13 protein-coding genes are annotated in these 16,738 nt (G+C 41.0%); 5 read left to right on the top strand and 8 right to left on the bottom strand.

All coding sequences use genetic code 11. The features are described 5' to 3' along the window. Nucleotides 1-25 precede the first annotated feature (25 nt). Both hldE and AN392_RS15060 read right to left on the bottom strand, forming a co-directional pair. Nucleotides 26-1,465, bottom strand: a complete 1,440-nt coding sequence (gene hldE, locus AN392_RS15065; RefSeq protein WP_010390981.1) for a bifunctional D-glycero-beta-D-manno-heptose-7-phosphate kinase/D-glycero-beta-D-manno-heptose 1-phosphate adenylyltransferase HldE — start codon at nucleotides 1,463-1,465, stop codon at nucleotides 26-28. Further along, on the bottom strand, nucleotides 1,465-2,055 hold the full coding sequence (locus tag AN392_RS15060) for an SIS domain-containing protein (RefSeq protein ID WP_008115583.1): 591 nt from the start codon (nucleotides 2,053-2,055) through the stop codon (nucleotides 1,465-1,467). Before AN392_RS15060 ends, hldE begins: the two co-directional genes overlap by 1 nt. A gap of 235 nt (nucleotides 2,056-2,290) precedes the next feature. On the opposite strand from AN392_RS15060, the gene waaA reads away from it, so the two are divergent. Further along, nucleotides 2,291-3,571, top strand: coding sequence for a lipid IV(A) 3-deoxy-D-manno-octulosonic acid transferase (gene waaA / locus AN392_RS15055; RefSeq protein ID WP_055013166.1), 1,281 nt, complete (start codon nucleotides 2,291-2,293; stop codon nucleotides 3,569-3,571). Next, nucleotides 3,568-4,116: a DUF1415 domain-containing protein gene (locus tag AN392_RS15050; protein WP_055013165.1), complete on the top strand. Its 549-nt coding sequence runs from the start codon at nucleotides 3,568-3,570 to the stop codon at nucleotides 4,114-4,116. Before waaA ends, AN392_RS15050 begins: the two co-directional genes overlap by 4 nt. 32 nt (nucleotides 4,117-4,148) lie before the next feature. On the opposite strand, the gene AN392_RS15045 is transcribed toward AN392_RS15050, so the two are convergent. The 4 genes from AN392_RS15045 to purL all read right to left on the bottom strand — a co-directional run bounded on the left by AN392_RS15045 (nucleotide 4,149) and on the right by purL (nucleotide 11,109). Then, the gene (locus AN392_RS15045; RefSeq protein WP_008115577.1) at nucleotides 4,149-4,484 is read right to left on the bottom strand and encodes a YdbL family protein; all 336 of its coding nucleotides are present in this window, start codon (nucleotides 4,482-4,484) and stop codon (nucleotides 4,149-4,151) included. 9 nt (nucleotides 4,485-4,493) lie between these two features. After that, on the bottom strand, nucleotides 4,494-4,676 hold the full coding sequence (locus AN392_RS15040; RefSeq protein WP_008115575.1) for a YnbE family lipoprotein: 183 nt from the start codon (nucleotides 4,674-4,676) through the stop codon (nucleotides 4,494-4,496). Continuing rightward, nucleotides 4,669-7,110 carry a YdbH domain-containing protein gene (locus AN392_RS15035; RefSeq protein ID WP_055013164.1) on the bottom strand — a complete coding sequence of 814 codons (2,442 nt, stop codon included), beginning with the start codon at nucleotides 7,108-7,110 and terminating at the stop codon, nucleotides 4,669-4,671. Before AN392_RS15035 ends, AN392_RS15040 begins: the two co-directional genes overlap by 8 nt. A 108-nt stretch (nucleotides 7,111-7,218) precedes the next feature. Then, nucleotides 7,219-11,109 (bottom strand): phosphoribosylformylglycinamidine synthase, encoded by a 3,891-nt coding sequence (gene purL, locus AN392_RS15030; RefSeq protein ID WP_055013163.1) that lies wholly within the window; start codon nucleotides 11,107-11,109, stop codon nucleotides 7,219-7,221. Nucleotides 11,110-11,320: 211 nt separating this feature from the next. Here purL and mltF point away from each other — a divergent pair, with 211 nt between their 5' ends. Together mltF and AN392_RS18655 are read left to right on the top strand one after the other, a co-directional pair. Beyond that, entirely contained in the window at nucleotides 11,321-12,772 is a 1,452-nt protein-coding gene (gene mltF, locus AN392_RS15025) for a membrane-bound lytic murein transglycosylase MltF (protein WP_055013162.1), read from the top strand. 136 nt (nucleotides 12,773-12,908) lie between these two features. After that, entirely contained in the window at nucleotides 12,909-13,079 is a 171-nt protein-coding gene (locus AN392_RS18655; RefSeq protein WP_008468235.1) for a hypothetical protein, read from the top strand. On the opposite strand, the gene tadA is transcribed toward AN392_RS18655, so the two are convergent. Further along, a complete protein-coding gene (gene tadA, locus AN392_RS15020) occupies nucleotides 13,076-13,582 on the bottom strand; it encodes a tRNA adenosine(34) deaminase TadA (RefSeq protein WP_055013161.1) in 507 nt (168 codons plus the stop codon). The genes AN392_RS18655 and tadA overlap by 4 nt on opposite strands. Nucleotides 13,583-13,759: 177 nt before the next feature. Here tadA and AN392_RS15015 point away from each other — a divergent pair, with 177 nt between their 5' ends. After that, nucleotides 13,760-15,064: an inosine/guanosine kinase gene (locus AN392_RS15015; protein ID WP_055013160.1), complete on the top strand. Its 1,305-nt coding sequence runs from the start codon at nucleotides 13,760-13,762 to the stop codon at nucleotides 15,062-15,064. Between the two features lie 22 nt (nucleotides 15,065-15,086). Here AN392_RS15015 and glsB read toward each other — a convergent pair whose 3' ends face one another. After that, the gene (gene glsB / locus AN392_RS15010; protein WP_010390961.1) at nucleotides 15,087-16,010 is read right to left on the bottom strand and encodes a glutaminase B; all 924 of its coding nucleotides are present in this window, start codon (nucleotides 16,008-16,010) and stop codon (nucleotides 15,087-15,089) included. Nucleotides 16,011-16,738: the final 728 nt, after the last annotated feature.

Raw genomic sequence — 16,738 nt, 5'->3', positions numbered from 1 at the left:
TCCCCTTTTTTATTTCACTAACTAGCTAGCTTTTAATTTTGCTAATCACTTTTGATGTAGAGCAACCATCTAAAAACTCAAGCACTTCTACTTTTCCGCCATGACGCAACACGTGCTCAGCACCGGCAATTTGCTCAACAGTGTAATCACCACCTTTAACAAGAATATCTGGGCTAATTTGCTCAATTAGCTTTGCTGGTGTGTCATTTTCAGCCTCACTGCCAAACGGAATAACCCAATCAACTGAGGCTAATGCACTTAAAACCATAGCACGCTCATCTAATGGGTTAATTGGGCGCTCAGGGCCTTTTAAACGGGCAATGGATTCATCGTTATTTAAACCAACCACTAATCTATCACCACGCGCTTTAGCTTGCGCTAAATAGCGCACATGGCCTGCATGCAAAATATCAAAACAACCATTAGTAAATACAATGGTTTCTCCATTTTGCTTTGCAAATTCAATATGTTGTAATACATCATCAAATGGGGTTTGATAATGCTCGCCAGTGGCTTGTAAGTATTGGCCTAACTTGCGGCTCAACTCTTCAGGAGAAACCGTAGCCGCTCCCAATTTACTTACTGCAATACCGGCAGCTAAGTTTGCAATTTCGACTGCATCTTTGGCGGTCATACCCGCACCTAGCATTACAGCTAATGTAGCAATAACAGTATCGCCCGCACCGGTTACATCACTTACTTCGAGTTGTTGCGCTGCAAAGTCATGCTTTTGCGTTGCATCAATTAGCGACATACCTTGTTCTGAGCGTGTTAGTAGCATGGCGTTAATACCCGCATCACTAATCAGGGTACGCGCGCTGCTAGCAAGCAACTCTTCTGAACCAACCTGACCACCCGCTAATTTAAACTCATTTAAATTAGGGGTTATGTAATCAGCTCCACGGTACAACTCTAAATCAGATGATTTAGGGTCAACAAGCACGGTTTTACCTGCATCTTTAGCAACCGAAATCATTTTTTGGATTAGCGCGAGTGAGCCCTTGTTGTAATCAGAAAATACAATAAAGTCGTAATCACTCAGCACCAGCTCTAATCGATTTAATAACAACTGGCTATGAGACTCATTAAAAGCCTCTTCTAAATCTAAACGCACAACTTGTTGATGACGACTGATCACCCGCATTTTAGAAATAGTCGGCAAATCGCATACACTCACAAGCTGTGAATTTATTTTTTCACCCTCTAGAATGTTTTCTAAAATTTGTCCGCTTTCATCCTCGCCAATTAGGCCAAGTAAACCCACTTTGCCATCTAGTCGGGCTATATTTTTAGCCACATTGGCGGCACCACCGGCTTTGTCTTCAAATTTACTGACTTTTACAACGGGTACTGGTGCCTCCGGCGAAATACGGCCAGAATCACCATACCAGTAGCGGTCTAGCATAACGTCACCAACCACTAAAATACGCGCTGCTGATAAGTTTTTTAATAGCGATAAATCCATTACTGCTGCTCCGCAACAACCATATCCATGGCTTCACACAACCAATGGCCGATAAACATATGCGCCTCTTGGATACGGGCTGTTTCATCATTTTTAATAATAATAGGTAACTTGGCGATGTCTTTTACTTTCCCCCCATCGCGACCTGTAAATGCAACAGTGAATGCTCCTATTTTATTAGCGGCTTCTAACGCTAAATTAATATTATTACTGGTGCCCGATGTGGTTAAGCCAATTACAATATCTTCAGGTTTACATAGCGCCTGTACTTGGCGTTCAAATACTGTGTCAAAATGATAGTCATTACTATGCGCTGTTAAAATAGAGGTGTCTGTGGTTAGAGCAATAGACGCTAACGGTCCTCGCTCTAACTTATAACGTACCACAAACTCTGCAGCCAAATGCTGAGCATCAGCCGCACTGCCGCCATTACCAAACCAAACAACCTTACCACCAGCCTGTAAAGCACTATGACATGCTTCTAACAACTGCATTACCTCTTGATGATACGCCTCCATGGTTTCGAACAATACTTGGTGACGATTTAAACTTTCTAGGTAGCTAGTTGCCACTGAATCTATAATTGACATGAGATATTCCTCTTGGAACTGAAATGGCAGGAAAAATTAATTTCATTATTCCATAATTTTATAGCCAAATCACCTCTATATAACTAAATTAAAGTACGGGTAGAAAGTTATTATTCAGATAAAGAAGGTTTTTATCGTTGTTACCTTTTTCAAGTTGCTATTTTATATTTGTGTATTTAGAAAAAAACGATTTCACGCTAAACTAGCGCCACTTTCATTTATACAAAGCAACAGTATGGCACGCATTTTTTATTCACTCGCATTAATTATTATTAGCCCACTGATTGTATTTTACTTATATGTACTAAGAGGTAAAAAAAACGCAGGATATCGCGCTCACTTTAAGGAACGTTTTGGCTTCATAAGCCGCGCTTTATTTTCAAACAACAAACCAGCTGTATTTCATTGTGCTTCTGTGGGCGAGGTGTTAGCTGCAACCCCTTTAATTAAAGCCCTACAACATGAACAACCGCAGTTAAATATTTTAATTACCTGCAATACTCCAACAGGACGAGAGCAAGTTAGCGCACAATTTAAAAACAGCGTTGCTGTTAGTTATTTACCCATTGATTTTCCAATGGCCACCACTCGCTTTTTAAAACGAGTAAAACCGCAATTACTCTGTATTTTAGAAACTGAACTATGGCCGAACTTAATGGCTAATGCGCACAAACAAAATATACCTGTATTGGTAGTTAATGCACGACTATCTGAAAAGTCTCAGCAAGGCTACGAAAAAGTGGCCCAGCTAACTCGCAGTATCATGCAATCAATTACCGCACTTGCAAGTCACGACAAAACCGATGCAAATCGCTTTATTGAATTAGGGCTACCTGCTGAAAAAAGCCATGTAACGGGATCAATAAAATTTGATATTACCCCAACCACTGCACAACTCGATAAAGTAGCCTCTTTAAAGCAATATTATAAAAAAGCAGAACGCTTTATATGGGTCGCAGGTTCTACACACCCTATAGAGCATGAGTTTATTTTAGCAGCCCACCAGCAACTACTAGAAACACATCCTGACGCTTTACTGATCATTGCGCCACGTCACCCCGAACAATTTGATAAAGTTGCAGAGCTACTGACTCACTCGAATCTTAGCTTTAGTCGTCGCAGTCAAAAAAATTATAATAATGAACAAATTGTGTTAGCCGACACATTAGGTGAATTACAATATCTATATGGTGCCGCTAATATTAGTTTTATTGGTGGCAGTTTAATTCGTCGTGGTGGCCATAACCCATTAGAGTCGGCAGCTTTTTCAGTGGGTGTACTTACCGGCCCTCATACCTACAACTTTGACCATGTTTACCCTGAACTTATTAAACTCAAAGGCGCCCATGTGGTTGAAAATACTGACGAACTGGTGCTTGCATTGCTTCGCTTGATTAAAAACACCAAAGCGTGTGATATTCTTGGCAGTAAAGCAGCTCAGTGCGTTGCTAAAAACCAAGGCGCTATTGCCAAAACGCTTGCCATTATAACTCCTTATTTAGAGCCAAAATCGTGACCAACTTAGCTATATCTCAAACCCGTGAATGGGTAAGCGCTGTGATTGTAAAATACAATTTTTGTCCATTTGCCCGTAAAGAAGTTGAAAATAACTGCATTCACTACACCATTAGTAACACCTCAAAAATTGATGATGCTGTTATGGATATGCTTGAACAATGTACCCAGCTTGACCGTGATCCTCAGCGTGAAACAACTTTGTTAATATTTGATAATGGCTTTACTGATTTTGAAGATTTTTTAGACCTTGTTGACTTAGCCAATGCGCTATTAGTTGCACAAGGTTTTGAGGGGAAGTACCAAATTGCAAACTTTCATCCTGACTATGTTTTTGCTGATAGTGATGAAGATGACGCTGCAAATTATACTAATCGCTCGCCTTTTCCTACTTTACACTTAATACGTGAAGCAAGTATGAGCGCGGCACTAGATGAATACAACGAGCCGGAGTCAATTCCTGAACACAATATCAACTTAGCTCGCCGTAAGGGAATTCACTTTTGGCAGCAGCTACTTAAAAATTGCAAAAAACCGAGCGCATAAGCTCGGTTTTTGGTTTTTAATAATGCGCAGAGTTATTTTTTAACCCACTCACCATTAACTTCAACGAAATGCCCTGCTTGGGTTTTTTCAATGGTTTTTGCCGCCGCTAGTGCTTCTACTTGAGCAAGTGACAAGTTGTTCTTTTTCGCAAGTTTTAAATATTGTGCTTTGCGCTTTGCGTTAATTTCATCAACAACCGCTTTAGCCTCTGCATTTTGTACAACCAAACCTAAATAACCTGAGCTATCTTCACCCACAAGCCCTTGGTTTTTAGCATCATCTAAACTGATTGCCCAAGCAGAAAATGACAATAAAGCGGCACTTAAAAGTGTGATCACGTTTAACTTTTTATTTTTTAATAAACTCATAATTGCTCCTTAGAATAACTCACTGTCATCGCTAAATAAGTCATCTAGCTCTTTATCAACTTTTACGCGAATTTCATGATCAACCTTCACATTTAAATTAATGGTGATAGGCTCTTTCGCTGCCACTTCAACGCGGTGCGTACATGCACTAAGCAACCCCAGTGCTGTAAGTATTATCAGCCATTTAGTCATTTTTAGTTCCTTTTGTTGAATACTCTTGTTCAACTTTTTGAGTAATTTCATCACTTAAGCGCAATGCTCTTAAGAGTGTAAAAACATTTTCTTCATGGTTGTAATTAAAGTTAACTTGCTGCGCCTGTTCCTTATTGTATCCCTTTAAGTTTACACCTAAATAAAGCCAACCGTCAGGCTTTAAGTCAACACTACTGTTTAAGCTCTGAATGTCTAAATCTTCCAACAAGCTTAAAATCGGGTCCAGTTCTTGTTGCTGAGCTTTAACTGCATCAAAAGCTGCATTGTCAGTAATAACTAGTTTACCTGTTCCTTTGTTAGATAATTCACCAGATTTTACCGAAATACCTTTTTGATCAAAGTAAACAGGTAAGCGGCCATTCACTCGACCAGTTAGTGTAATGCCTGATTTATCATCTAAGGTAATAAGTTTACTCGCATCAATATTTTCAAATGTGACCAAAGACTGCTGCGCTTTTTCCGTCACTTTGTAGCTATCCAAAGCAAAACGACCACCAAGTACATCAGCAGTTATTTTTTCAGCGCGAGCAATAGAGTTCTCAACACTAAAATTACCGACAATGTTACTCACAACAGCACCTGCTCGTAACTCATTTAATTCAAATGTAGTAGGAGCCACATTAAGCTGCCCTGAATCATAAGAACCCGTTAAGCGAGTGCTAAAATGCTTAGCTAAATAATCGTTGTATAAGCCACTTACCTGTTCGACTTGAAATGCAAAATCAGCCTGCTGTAAATTAACATCTCCGCGAACAACCCCATTAAAGCTACCATCGGTCAGCGTGGCTAATGGTTCAAACTGCTGTAAAACAGGGTTAAATTTAGTCACAGCTTGATCTGCAACTGTTATCTCAAATGGGTGTTCCACAGCAGATATGTGGTGACTGGCTACCAACTCAATACCATCAATAAATACATGATGTGAGGCTTGAAGCGCCCGACTTTGCAGGCATTTAGAGCTTATGCGAATATTACTTAGGTTTAAAAAGTCACTGTTAAGTTGGGTAAGTTTAGTTTCACTGTTTAAATCGACAAATAATTCGCCAACAGCCAAACTAGAAGATGCTGATAATTGATTATTTACACCACGCACTTGGTATTGCTCATAAGCCGCTGAGCGTAAATGGCTATCCAAGCTTGCGTTGATATTTTGTTTATCGTCAATCTCAGTCGTAAACTGTGCCTTGTAGCCCTTTACTGTTAATTTATCAAAACTAAGCTCAGCAAAACCAATCTCGCTGGTTATTTTCGCATTTTTTTTATGTTGTAAAACATTCTCTATTTGAAATAGGCCAGTGCTTGCTACCTTTTTAGCTGATGCGGGTAAAAAACCAGGCAGCTCATCGACGTTTAATTGGTAGTTGCCATTCACAGCCAAGTTATTTAAAGCTGCATCTATTTCTATATGCTCAATGTCTTCACTGATAAACAATAACTTAATATTGCCTTTGGCATACTCTAACGGCTGCTGAATATTAATTGCTAGGTTTTTCAGGCTCAGCTTCGTTTCACTATTTTTAGTGTTTAATAGCATTGACGGTATAACAAGTTGTCCGTTTTCAAACTTTACCGTATCACTGAGCATCAATTGCCATTTTAACGGCAGTTGCTTGGCTACAAATTCACGCTGTGATTGATTGTTTATAAGCGCCAAACAATCACTATCAAACGTTACCAAGCTGGTTAATTGCTGTGTATTTAACAAGGCTTTTTTATCGTTAAAGTGATAGTAAATATTCATATCACCAAAAGCCTTTAGCGTTACTGGGCATTTACTAAATTGCTGTGTAAACTCAGCATCTATGTTTGATTTTATATCAACGGATAACCCATCAAAGGTGAACTCATGCCCACTGTTTAATGAAAGCGCGGGTATCGGCTTTATCTTTGTTAGTAATCCATCAACTAACTTAAAGTGACCAGTAATTTTATGATTGCTGACTGTTACCTCTGCGATTGCATCACCTGAAATCACAAATGTATTTAGCTTCTCTTCACCAATGCTAACTACCAATTCATCATGAAGTTGTGGGTGGGTAATTAACAATCTTTTGATATCAATTTTCGGCCGCTCTTTGGGTAAACTAAGTGCCAGCTTTTTGAAGGAATTATTACTTGCTGAGACACTCTCGCTATCATTTAAACGAAGATTAGCGCGGCCAACAGTTATTTTTTTTGTATCAGCCACAATGCCACCAAGCTCAATTTTATGGCCTTGGTAAGTCAAACATAATCGGTTTACGTTTAAGCTAATATTTGAGTTTAGTGACCAATCTAAACAATGTAGTTCAACGCCAGATTGGCTCAAAGATGGCGCTATAGCCCATTGAGTTATAGGCATACGAAATACATAACCCAGTGTTAAAACACTCAGAAATAAAAACACGATTCCCCATGCGATGCGTTTGATCATACTATCCTTATTGAACCTTGAACCTTGAACCTTGAACAGTCTAAACAAAAAAGGCTGCACAAGGCAGCCTTTTTATCTTACATTTAGATCATGAATCCAGCGTGTATATTAACCTACATTTTTACGCGCATTTCTAAACATACGCATCCATGGGCTATCCTCGGCCCACTCATCTGGGTGCCAAGAGTTAGCAACCGCACGGAATACACGTTCAGGGTGTGGCATCATTACAGTTGCACGACCATCTGTTGATGTAATACCGGTGATCCCTTCAGGTGAACCATTCGGGTTTGCTGGGTACTGTGTTGTTGGATTACCGTAGTTATCAACGAACTTAACTGCTACGGTGCCGCTTGCAAGTGCAGCCTTAGTTGCCGCATCATTTGCAAATTCTGCATGACCTTCACCATGTGAAACTGCAATTGGCATACGTGAACCTGCCATACCATTAAAGAACACCGATGGGTTTTCTTGAATTTCAACCAGACTAAAGCGTGCTTCAAAACGCTCTGACTTATTAGTTACAAAGCGCGGCCAATGTTCAGTACCTGGAATCAACTCTTTTAATGTTGATAGCATCTGACAACCGTTACATACACCTAAGCTAAAGGTATCTTCACGATGGAAGAAGCTTTGGAACTGATCGCGTGCCATATCGTTAAACAAAATTGACTTAGCCCAACCTTCACCCGCGCCTAATACGTCACCGTAAGAGAAGCCACCACACGCCACTAAACCTTTAAACTGTTCAAGCGTTAAACGACCTTCTAAAATATCACTCATGTGAACATCTACCGCAGCAAAACCAGCACGGTTAAACGCAGCAGCCATTTCTAGGTGCGAGTTAACGCCCTGCTCACGTAAAATAGCCATTTGTGGCTTAGCACCTGTCGCAATGTACGGTGCAGCAATATCTTCGTTTAAGTCAAAGTTAAGTTTAACGTTTAAGCCTGGGTCTTTTGCATCAAATTTAGCGTCAAACTCTTGCTTTGCACACTCAGGGTTATCACGACGCGCTTGCATCTGATAGGTTGTTTCGGCCCAAATTATACGAAGCTCAGTACGAGTATGATTAAGTACTGTTTGCTCACCACGATTAAATACAATGTTATCGTCATTATTAAGCGAGCCAATCACATGGCTAATTGCGGCAACACCATGCTGCTCAAATACAGCTTTTACAGCATCTAAATCACTGTTTGCTACTTGAATTACAGCACCTAACTCTTCGTTATAAAGCGCTTCAATATCAGAGCCTGTCAAAGTCGCTAAATCTACGGTTACACCGGTATGTCCGGTAAACGCCATTTCAGCGATAGTAGTAAACAAGCCACCGTCTGAACGGTCGTGATACGCAAGTAACTTGCTATCAGCCACTAGCGCCTGCATAGCATTGTAAAAGCCTTTTAGTAACTCAGGGCTGTCTACATCAGGAGTAACGTCACCAAGCTGCTTATATACTTGTGCAAGGCTTGATGCGCCCAGTCGGTTTTTACCCGCACCTAAATCAACTAATATAAGCGATGTCTCGCCTTTATCAGTGCGCAGCTGTGGAGTGACGGTTTTACGTACATCATCAACGCGGCCAAACGCTGTAATAATCAGTGATAGAGGCGATGTTACTGATTGCTCAGTTGTATCATCTTCATTTTTCCATGTCGTTTTCATTGACATAGAATCTTTACCTACTGGGATTGTTAACCCAAGTGCTGGACATAACTCTTCACCTACGGCTTTTACCGCTTCATATAGACCTGCGTCTTCGCCAGGGTGACCCGCAGCCGCCATCCAGTTTGCAGATAACTTAATGTTTTCTAAGTCACCAATATTAGCACCAGCAATATTTGTAAGAGACTCAGCCACAGCCAAACGTGCTGAGGCGCCATAATTAAGTAATGCCGCTGGAGTACGTTCACCTAGTGACATAGCTTCACCGTGGTAAGTATCGTAAGTTGCTGCGGTAACTGCACAGTTAGCCACAGGCACTTGCCAAGGGCCTACCATTTGATCGCGCGCTACTAAACCAGTTACAGAGCGATCGCCAATAGTAATCAGGAAGGTTTTTTCTGCAATGGTTGGTAAACGTAATAAACGCTGCGCTGCATCCGCAGGATTAATAGCATCCATATCAAGTGCAGTGCCTACTACTTGTTGCGAAGTAACATCACGATGCATTTTAGGTGCTTTACCTAATAATACATCCAGTGGTAAATCTACAGGGCTGTTATCAAAATGACTATCCGCAACCGTTAAATGACGCTCTTCTGTTGCTTCACCAATAACTGCATATTGTGCGCGCTCACGCTTACAAATTGCTTCAAAGCGTGCAAAGTCTTCAACGCCCACAGCAAGCACATAGCGCTCTTGCGATTCATTACACCAAATTTCGTGTGGAGCCATGCCTGGCTCATCATTAGGGATATCGCGCAGCTGGAATTTACCACCACGGCCACCATCATCTACAAGCTCAGGGAATGCATTTGATAAACCACCAGCGCCCACATCATGTATAAACGCAATAGGATTTGCATCACCTAGCTGCCAACATTTGTCGATCACTTCTTGACAACGACGTTCCATTTCTGGGTTTTCACGTTGAACAGAAGCAAAATCTAAATCTTCGTTTGATTGACCCGATGCCATGCTAGATGCAGCACCACCGCCTAAACCAATGTTCATTGCAGGGCCGCCAAGCGCAATCAGTTTTGCGCCTACTGGAATATCGCCTTTTTGAACATGATCAGCACGAATATTACCTAAACCACCGGCAAGCATAATTGGCTTGTGGTAACCACGTACCTCTTCACCATTGTGACTCGTTACTTTTTCTTCGTAAGTACGGAAATAACCTAAAAGATTAGGACGGCCAAACTCATTATTAAACGCAGCACCACCTAATGGGCCTTCAGTCATAATGTCTAGGGCATTAACAATACGGCCAGGCTTACCAAAATCACTCTCCCAAGGCTGTTCAAAACCTGGAATACGTAAATTAGATACAGTAAAACCTACCAAACCCGCTTTTGGTTTTGAACCACGGCCAGTTGCACCTTCATCGCGAATCTCACCGCCCGACCCTGTTGCCGCACCAGAAAAGGGCGCAATTGCCGTTGGGTGGTTATGGGTTTCAACCTTCATTAATATTTCAATGTCTTCTTGATGATACGCATATTCACCTTGCGCATTCGGGAAGAAGCGACCCGCCTTTGAGCCTTTCATTACGGCTGCATTATCTTTATAAGCAGACAATACATTTTCAGGATTATGCTCAAAGGTATTTTTAATCATTTTAAACAGCGACTTTGGCTGTTCAATACCATCAATAGTCCAATCAGCATTAAATATTTTATGACGACAATGCTCTGAGTTTGCTTGTGCAAACATGAATAATTCGATGTCGTTAGGATTGCGCCCTAACTTGATGAAGTTTTCAACTAAGTAGTCAATTTCATCATCAGCAAGTGCAAACCCTTGCTCTATATTGGCTACGGCTAATGCTTCACGGCCGCCACCTAAAATATCAACTGATGACATTTGGCGAGGTGCATCACTGCGAAATAACTGCGCGGCATCTTCTAATTTACTATGAGTAGCTTCGGTCATACGGTCATGAAGAAGCGCTGTAACCTGTGTAAGTTGCTCGGCGCTTAAATCACCTTCAACATAGTAAGCAATACCACGCTCAACTCGGTGAACTTGCTTAAGCCCACAGTTATGAGCGATATCAGTCGCTTTTGAAGCCCATGGCGAAATAGTACCAGGGCGAGGCGTTACTAATACCAACTGACCCGCTGGCGCATGCTCAGCAATTGTTGGTCCATAGGTTAATAACTTCTCAAGTTTGGTTTGCTCATCATTGTTTAATGGCGATGTTAAATCGGCAAAGTGAGCGTATTCGGCATATACATTGGTGACAGGAAGTTGCAATTGTTGGCAACGCGCTAAAATTTTATTAACTCTGAACTCTGAAAGTGCTGGTGCACCACGAAGGATCAACATAAGTAATTTCACCCGGGGTTAGGGATTGAACGATATTTTAGGCGCGTATTATAGTCCAAATTACTCTCAGATTTAACTCAAAAATGCGCTTTTCATTAAATTAACTTTTTCTTTTTGTTTGCACCTATTTTTTACTGGCTGCGATTAAACGGTAAGTGACGTAATCAGTAAGTTTTGTTATAACAGGAGATACGATGCTAAAGAGGCGAATATGTTGAAGATAAAGCTAATAACAATCATTACGTTAGTCATCCTTTTGTGTGCCTGTAACACACAAGAGCAGTCAACACAGCTCGCCCAAATTAAATCAGAAAATAAAATTCGCGTTGGTACACTTGCCAGTGCAAGTAATTATTATCAAGCTGTTCAAGGAGAACAAGGCTTTGAATTTGAACTCTCTCAAGCATTCGCCGACTACCTTGGGGTAGAGCTTGAAATTGTGCCCTTTTTTAATTTATCCGATATGTTTGCGCGCTTAGATAGTGGCGATCTCGATTTAATTGCCTCTGGGCTTACTTTTAACAAGGCGCGCGCCAAACGTTACCGCTATGGCCCAACTTACAGAACGATAAGTCAAAAATTAGTTTTTAAACAAGGGCGTGAACGCCCTCGTGATTTTGATGATTTAACCGGAAACTTCACCGTTATCGCTAAAAGTAGTCATTCATTAACATTAGAAGAAATAAAACAAAACAACCCAGATTTAACTTGGAATGAAACCGAAGAGTTTGATGAAGAAGAGTTATTACAAGCCGTTATTGATGGGGAAATAGATTACACCTTAGCGGACTCTCATACATTAGCGTTATTTAGGCGCTATCACCCTAACTTGAGTATTGGCTTTTCAGTTACGCGTAATGATTCAATTGCATGGATACTAAGGAAGTCGAATGATGACTCATTGTACGCATTGCTAGTTCCTTTTTTTGGTGAGGCAAAACAAAACAATCAACTTTATGTACTTGAAGAAAAGTACTTTGGCCATGTCCGTCAGTTTAATTACGTTAATACCTTAGCCTATATAGATGCAATAAAAGAAACACTGCCTAAATATCAACCTTGGTTTGTGCAATATGCGGGTAGCCTTGATTGGCGCTTACTTGCTGCATTGAGTTATCAAGAGTCAATGTGGAACCCACGAGCTAAATCACCAACGGGTGTACGCGGTATTATGATGCTAACAAGGCGCACAGCAAAGCAAGTCGGTGTTACTAATCGCTTAGAACCAGAACAAAACATACGTGGCGGTGCGAAATACTTAGCTAAATTAATCAAGCGTATACCTGATAGAATCCCGCAGCCTGATCGTACTTGGCTTGCACTTGCCGCTTATAATGTTGGTTGGGGGCACGTCAATGATGCCCGCATAATTACCGAACAACAGGGAGCTAGCCCTGATAAATGGGCTGATGTTAAAAAGCGCTTACCATTACTAGTAAAAAAACGTCACTACCGTAATACCCGCTATGGCTATGCTCGCGGTGATGTTGCAGTGACTTACGTTGATAATATTCGTCGCTATTACGATGCGCTAGTTTGGCTAGATGAAAATAATGCAATGGCAACTATACCGCCAACTTCCGAAACAGAAAAAGAAACAAAAGATAAAAGCATTAAACCAGATGATGCAAATCAACGTATTAGTGATGACGTAGAAAAATAAAAGCGCTATGAAAATTTCGCGCTATATTAGCTACATGTTAGAACAGCAAATAGTTGTTTACTTGCAATCAATTATTCAATAATCTGGCTCAATTGTATTAAAATCGGTGTCATCACCAAGCACATAAGGATAAGTAATGCTTAAACGTAGGCGTACACATCAGCTTAAACGTTGTATAAAACACTCAACTGCCACTCGTCGTCGAGTGATGTTAAGAAACTTACATAAAAAGATAATTTGGCGCCGTCGTATGTTTGCTATGCAGCAAATGGCTGAGCTAGACGCCTTAATAGCAGCTGCAGACTAATCGTTGTTAAGGTTGCGAGCGGCTAGCTTTGCGGCTTTAATTTGTGCTCGGCGACGCTTAAAAAAACTAGAAATAGTCTCAGCACATTGTGTCTCTAAAACCCCACCCATTATTTCTACTTGATGGTTTAAACGAGGTTCTTGCAACAAGTTCATAATAGAACCAGCAGAACCCGTTTTAGCATCGGCTGCACCAAATACTAAACGTTTAATTCGGCTGTGCACTAACAGACCTGCACACATAGAGCAAGGCTCTAACGTGACATACAAAGTGCAGTCAATTAAGCGATAGTTGTTAAGCACTTTTCCGGCCTCTCTTACCGCTATCATCTCAGCGTGGGCAGATGGGTCATTATCGGTAATTGAGCGATTATAACCCGCGCTTATAAACTGATTATTTTTGACAATAATGGCGCCTACCGGGATCTCATTGAGTTGCTCTGCTTGTTTTGCATACACAAGGGCTTGTTCCATCCAATATTGGTCGTCAAATGGCTCTGTCATGATTATCACTTAACTATTTTTTATGCCGTAATTATACCAACTTAGCGTAAAAAAATGCGTAATTGATCACTTTATTGCAAAAATAAAACAAATTTAAGTGGTTTACCATGGCCCATAAGGCGGGATTTACGCTATAATCTCTCGCTTTTTTTATTTAGCTCACAACACGGGTAGCAAATGAAATTTCCTGGACGCCGCAGGCATAAACATTATTTTCCAGTGGAAGCCAAAGATCCACTGACCAATCAACTTAACGCCACAGAACGATTACACCGCAGCTATATTACGGGGATCGATCAAATCGTTGTTGATATAGAAGCTAAGGTTGACCAAGCTTTTCTCGATGAATTTCAATTGCGCCGAGGGATGTCGCAAGTTATAGATAATGACATCACTAATGCTTTATACGATCGCTTAAAACTAAACGATATGGTCGATTACGAATTCGCAGGAGGAACCGTTGGCAACACGATGCACAACTATTCCGTACTTGCTGATGATCGTTCAGTACTACTAGGCGTAATGAGCGAAAATATAAAAATAGGCAGTTATGCTTATCGATTTTTATGTAATAACTCAAGTCGTGTAGATTTAGACTACTTACAACCAGTCGATGGTCCTATTGGCCGTTGCTTTACCTTGATTGATGAAACAGGTGAGCGCACGTTTGCTATTAGTGCTGGCCTGATGAATTACCTAAAGCCAGAGTCAATTGATAAAGAGCTAATAGAAGGCTCATCAGCATTAGTCATCAGTGCTTATTTAATGCGTACTCAAGGTGATGAAACCATGACCGAAGCGACCATGCAAGCAATCAAGTACGCTAACGATGCAAATGTACCGGTGGTATTAACTCTAGGGACTAAGTTTCTTATCGAGCAGGACCCGACATGGTGGGCTAACTTTGTAGAAAAGCATGTTGATATACTTGCTATGAACGAAGAAGAAGGCCAAGCAATTACTGGATATGAAGATCCACTTCTTGCTGCTGACAAAGCATTAGACTGGGTTGACTTAGTTATTTGTACAGCCGGTGAAAAAGGCTTATTTATGGCTGGCTTTGTTGATGACAGCTGCAAACGTGAAACAGAGTACCCATTATTACCGGGTGCTATACCAGATTTTAATCGTTATGAATTTTCACGTGCAATGCGTAAAATTGACTGTGAGAATCCTATAAAGGCATATAGCCATACTGCGCCGTTTATGGGTGGGCCTGACTCGATTAAAAATACCAATGGTGCCGGTGACTGTGCTTTAGCCGCGGTTTTACATGACTTATCAGCGAATGTTTATCATAAGTTGAATGTTGCTAATTCAGCAAAGCATCAGCAACAAGCCATTACCTACTCTTCGCTCGCACAAATTAGCAAATATGCTAACCGTGCAAGCTTTGAAGTGCTTGTACAGCACTCTCCTCGCTTATCTCGTGGTTTGCCTGAGCGCGAAGATTGTTTAGAACAAGTGTATTGGGATCAATAAGATCCCGTTACGCTAAACAAAGCTAAAATATCGATATATCAAGCTTTTTAGATAGCAGCTCTAATGCTGCTATTCCCGCCACTGAGTTACCAAAAGAGTTTAATCCTGGTGAATAGACTGCCACTGTAAATCTATTCGGTAACACCGCTAATATTGTTCCAGAAACACCCGATTTACCTGGCATGCCAACACGATAACCAAAGTCACCCGCTGCGTCATATAACCCACTGGTAAACAACAACGAATTTAGTTGCTTGTTTTGACGACTAGAAAGTACTCGTTTATTCGAGCTGTAATCTATCCCTTTATTGGCTAAAAAATTGTACGCCTTGGCAAGTTCAATACAATTAAGTTCTATGGCACAAAAATTAAAATACGACCAAAGGACATCATCTACTTCATTCTCAAAGTTACCGAATGATTTCATTAAATGTGCCATTGCCGCATTTCTATGCCTAAACTCATATTCTGAGTTAGCCACTTGCTTGTCAATTACAATACTGCGATTACCTGATAAATCGCGAAATGTTTCAAGCATAGAGTGCATAGGTGCAGATAAACGACTATACAGAGCATCACAGGTAACAATCGCTCCCGCATTAATAAATGGGTTACGTGGAATCCCTTTTTCAAACTCAAGCTGTGTCAGAGAGTTAAACGCCGTACCAGAAGGCTCTTTGCCAACTCTATTCCATAATTCATCGCCATAGCGTTGCAACGCTAATGTCAGAGTCATTACTTTAGATACAGATTGAATTGTGAAACGTTGCTCACAATCACCGGCGCAGAAAATTTCTCCGTCCGTAGTATAAATAGCAATAGAGAACTGCTCAGGAGAAACCTCTGCCAATGCCGGTATATAATCGGCAACTTTACCCTGCGTTAGTAAAGGCTTAACCTCTTGAGTTATCTCATTTAACACTCGTTGGTAATCACTCGTTGGCAATCGACACCTCAATAATACGAAATCTAAAACTAAATTTTAACACGTCAGATCCATAACCGCATGGTAATGTTGAGCAAATAGGGGATTCGCTGATATCAATAAAAATATTTCAATACAAACTTCGAAACTATTACAGCATAAGCAAACCATAGTAAGGGCTTTAAGTTCCGACTTTTTTTACTTTAATCTGATGTCTTCAATTGGAGTCGGTGGGCTACATCGTAGCGACAGCGCAGTAGAATATCGCAGTGCCCACAGCGGTAAAAAGTCACATAGCAAATGCGATGCTATCATTGTGTCGGGGCGGCCTTCCGCGGGGCTCGCCTTCGAGCTGTTTTTTTTGGCTACTGAGTTTGGCATGGGCTCTTAGATATTTACTAAACCCCAAACAGCAAAAAACCCGTTACATTGCTGTAACGGGTTTCTTTAATTGGATCCTCGTAATGTCATGGTGCCCACAGCGGTAGAAAGTCACATAACAAATGCCACACTATCATTGTGTCGGGGCGGCCTTCCGCGGGGCTCGCCTTCGAGCTGTTTTGTTTGACTACTGAGTTTGGCATGGGTTCTTGGCTATTTACTAAACCCCAGATAGCAAAAAACCCGTTACATTGCTGTAACGGGTTTCTTTAATTGGATCCTGGTAATGTCCTACTTTCACATAACAAATGCTACACTATCATCGGCGCTGTTTCGTTTCACTACTGAGTTCGGCATGGGGTCAGGTG

Origin of the sequence: Pseudoalteromonas sp. P1-16-1b (assembly GCF_001401785.1) — a bacterium.
Classification (GTDB): domain Bacteria; phylum Pseudomonadota; class Gammaproteobacteria; order Enterobacterales; family Alteromonadaceae; genus Pseudoalteromonas; species Pseudoalteromonas undina.
Note: the sequence above shows the minus strand (reverse complement) of the source record. Positions and strands in the feature narration are given on the sequence as shown.

Bases quoted from the DNA above. Each gene is read 5' to 3' on its own strand.
- hldE (WP_010390981.1), bottom strand. From the start codon at position 1,465: ATGGATTTATCGCTATTAAAAAACTTATCAGCAGCGCGTATTTTAGTG.
- AN392_RS15060 (WP_008115583.1), bottom strand. From the start codon at position 2,055: ATGTCAATTATAGATTCAGTGGCAACTAGCTACCTAGAAAGTTTAAAT.
- waaA (WP_055013166.1), top strand. From the start codon at position 2,291: ATGGCACGCATTTTTTATTCACTCGCATTAATTATTATTAGCCCACTG.
- AN392_RS15045 (WP_008115577.1), bottom strand. From the start codon at position 4,484: ATGAGTTTATTAAAAAATAAAAAGTTAAACGTGATCACACTTTTAAGT.
- AN392_RS15040 (WP_008115575.1), bottom strand. From the start codon at position 4,676: ATGACTAAATGGCTGATAATACTTACAGCACTGGGGTTGCTTAGTGCA.
- AN392_RS15035 (WP_055013164.1), bottom strand. From the start codon at position 7,110: ATGATCAAACGCATCGCATGGGGAATCGTGTTTTTATTTCTGAGTGTT.
- purL (WP_055013163.1), bottom strand. From the start codon at position 11,109: ATGTTGATCCTTCGTGGTGCACCAGCACTTTCAGAGTTCAGAGTTAAT.
- mltF (WP_055013162.1), top strand. From the start codon at position 11,321: ATGTTGAAGATAAAGCTAATAACAATCATTACGTTAGTCATCCTTTTG.
- AN392_RS18655 (WP_008468235.1), top strand. From the start codon at position 12,909: ATGCTTAAACGTAGGCGTACACATCAGCTTAAACGTTGTATAAAACAC.
- tadA (WP_055013161.1), bottom strand. From the start codon at position 13,582: ATGACAGAGCCATTTGACGACCAATATTGGATGGAACAAGCCCTTGTG.
- AN392_RS15015 (WP_055013160.1), top strand. From the start codon at position 13,760: ATGAAATTTCCTGGACGCCGCAGGCATAAACATTATTTTCCAGTGGAA.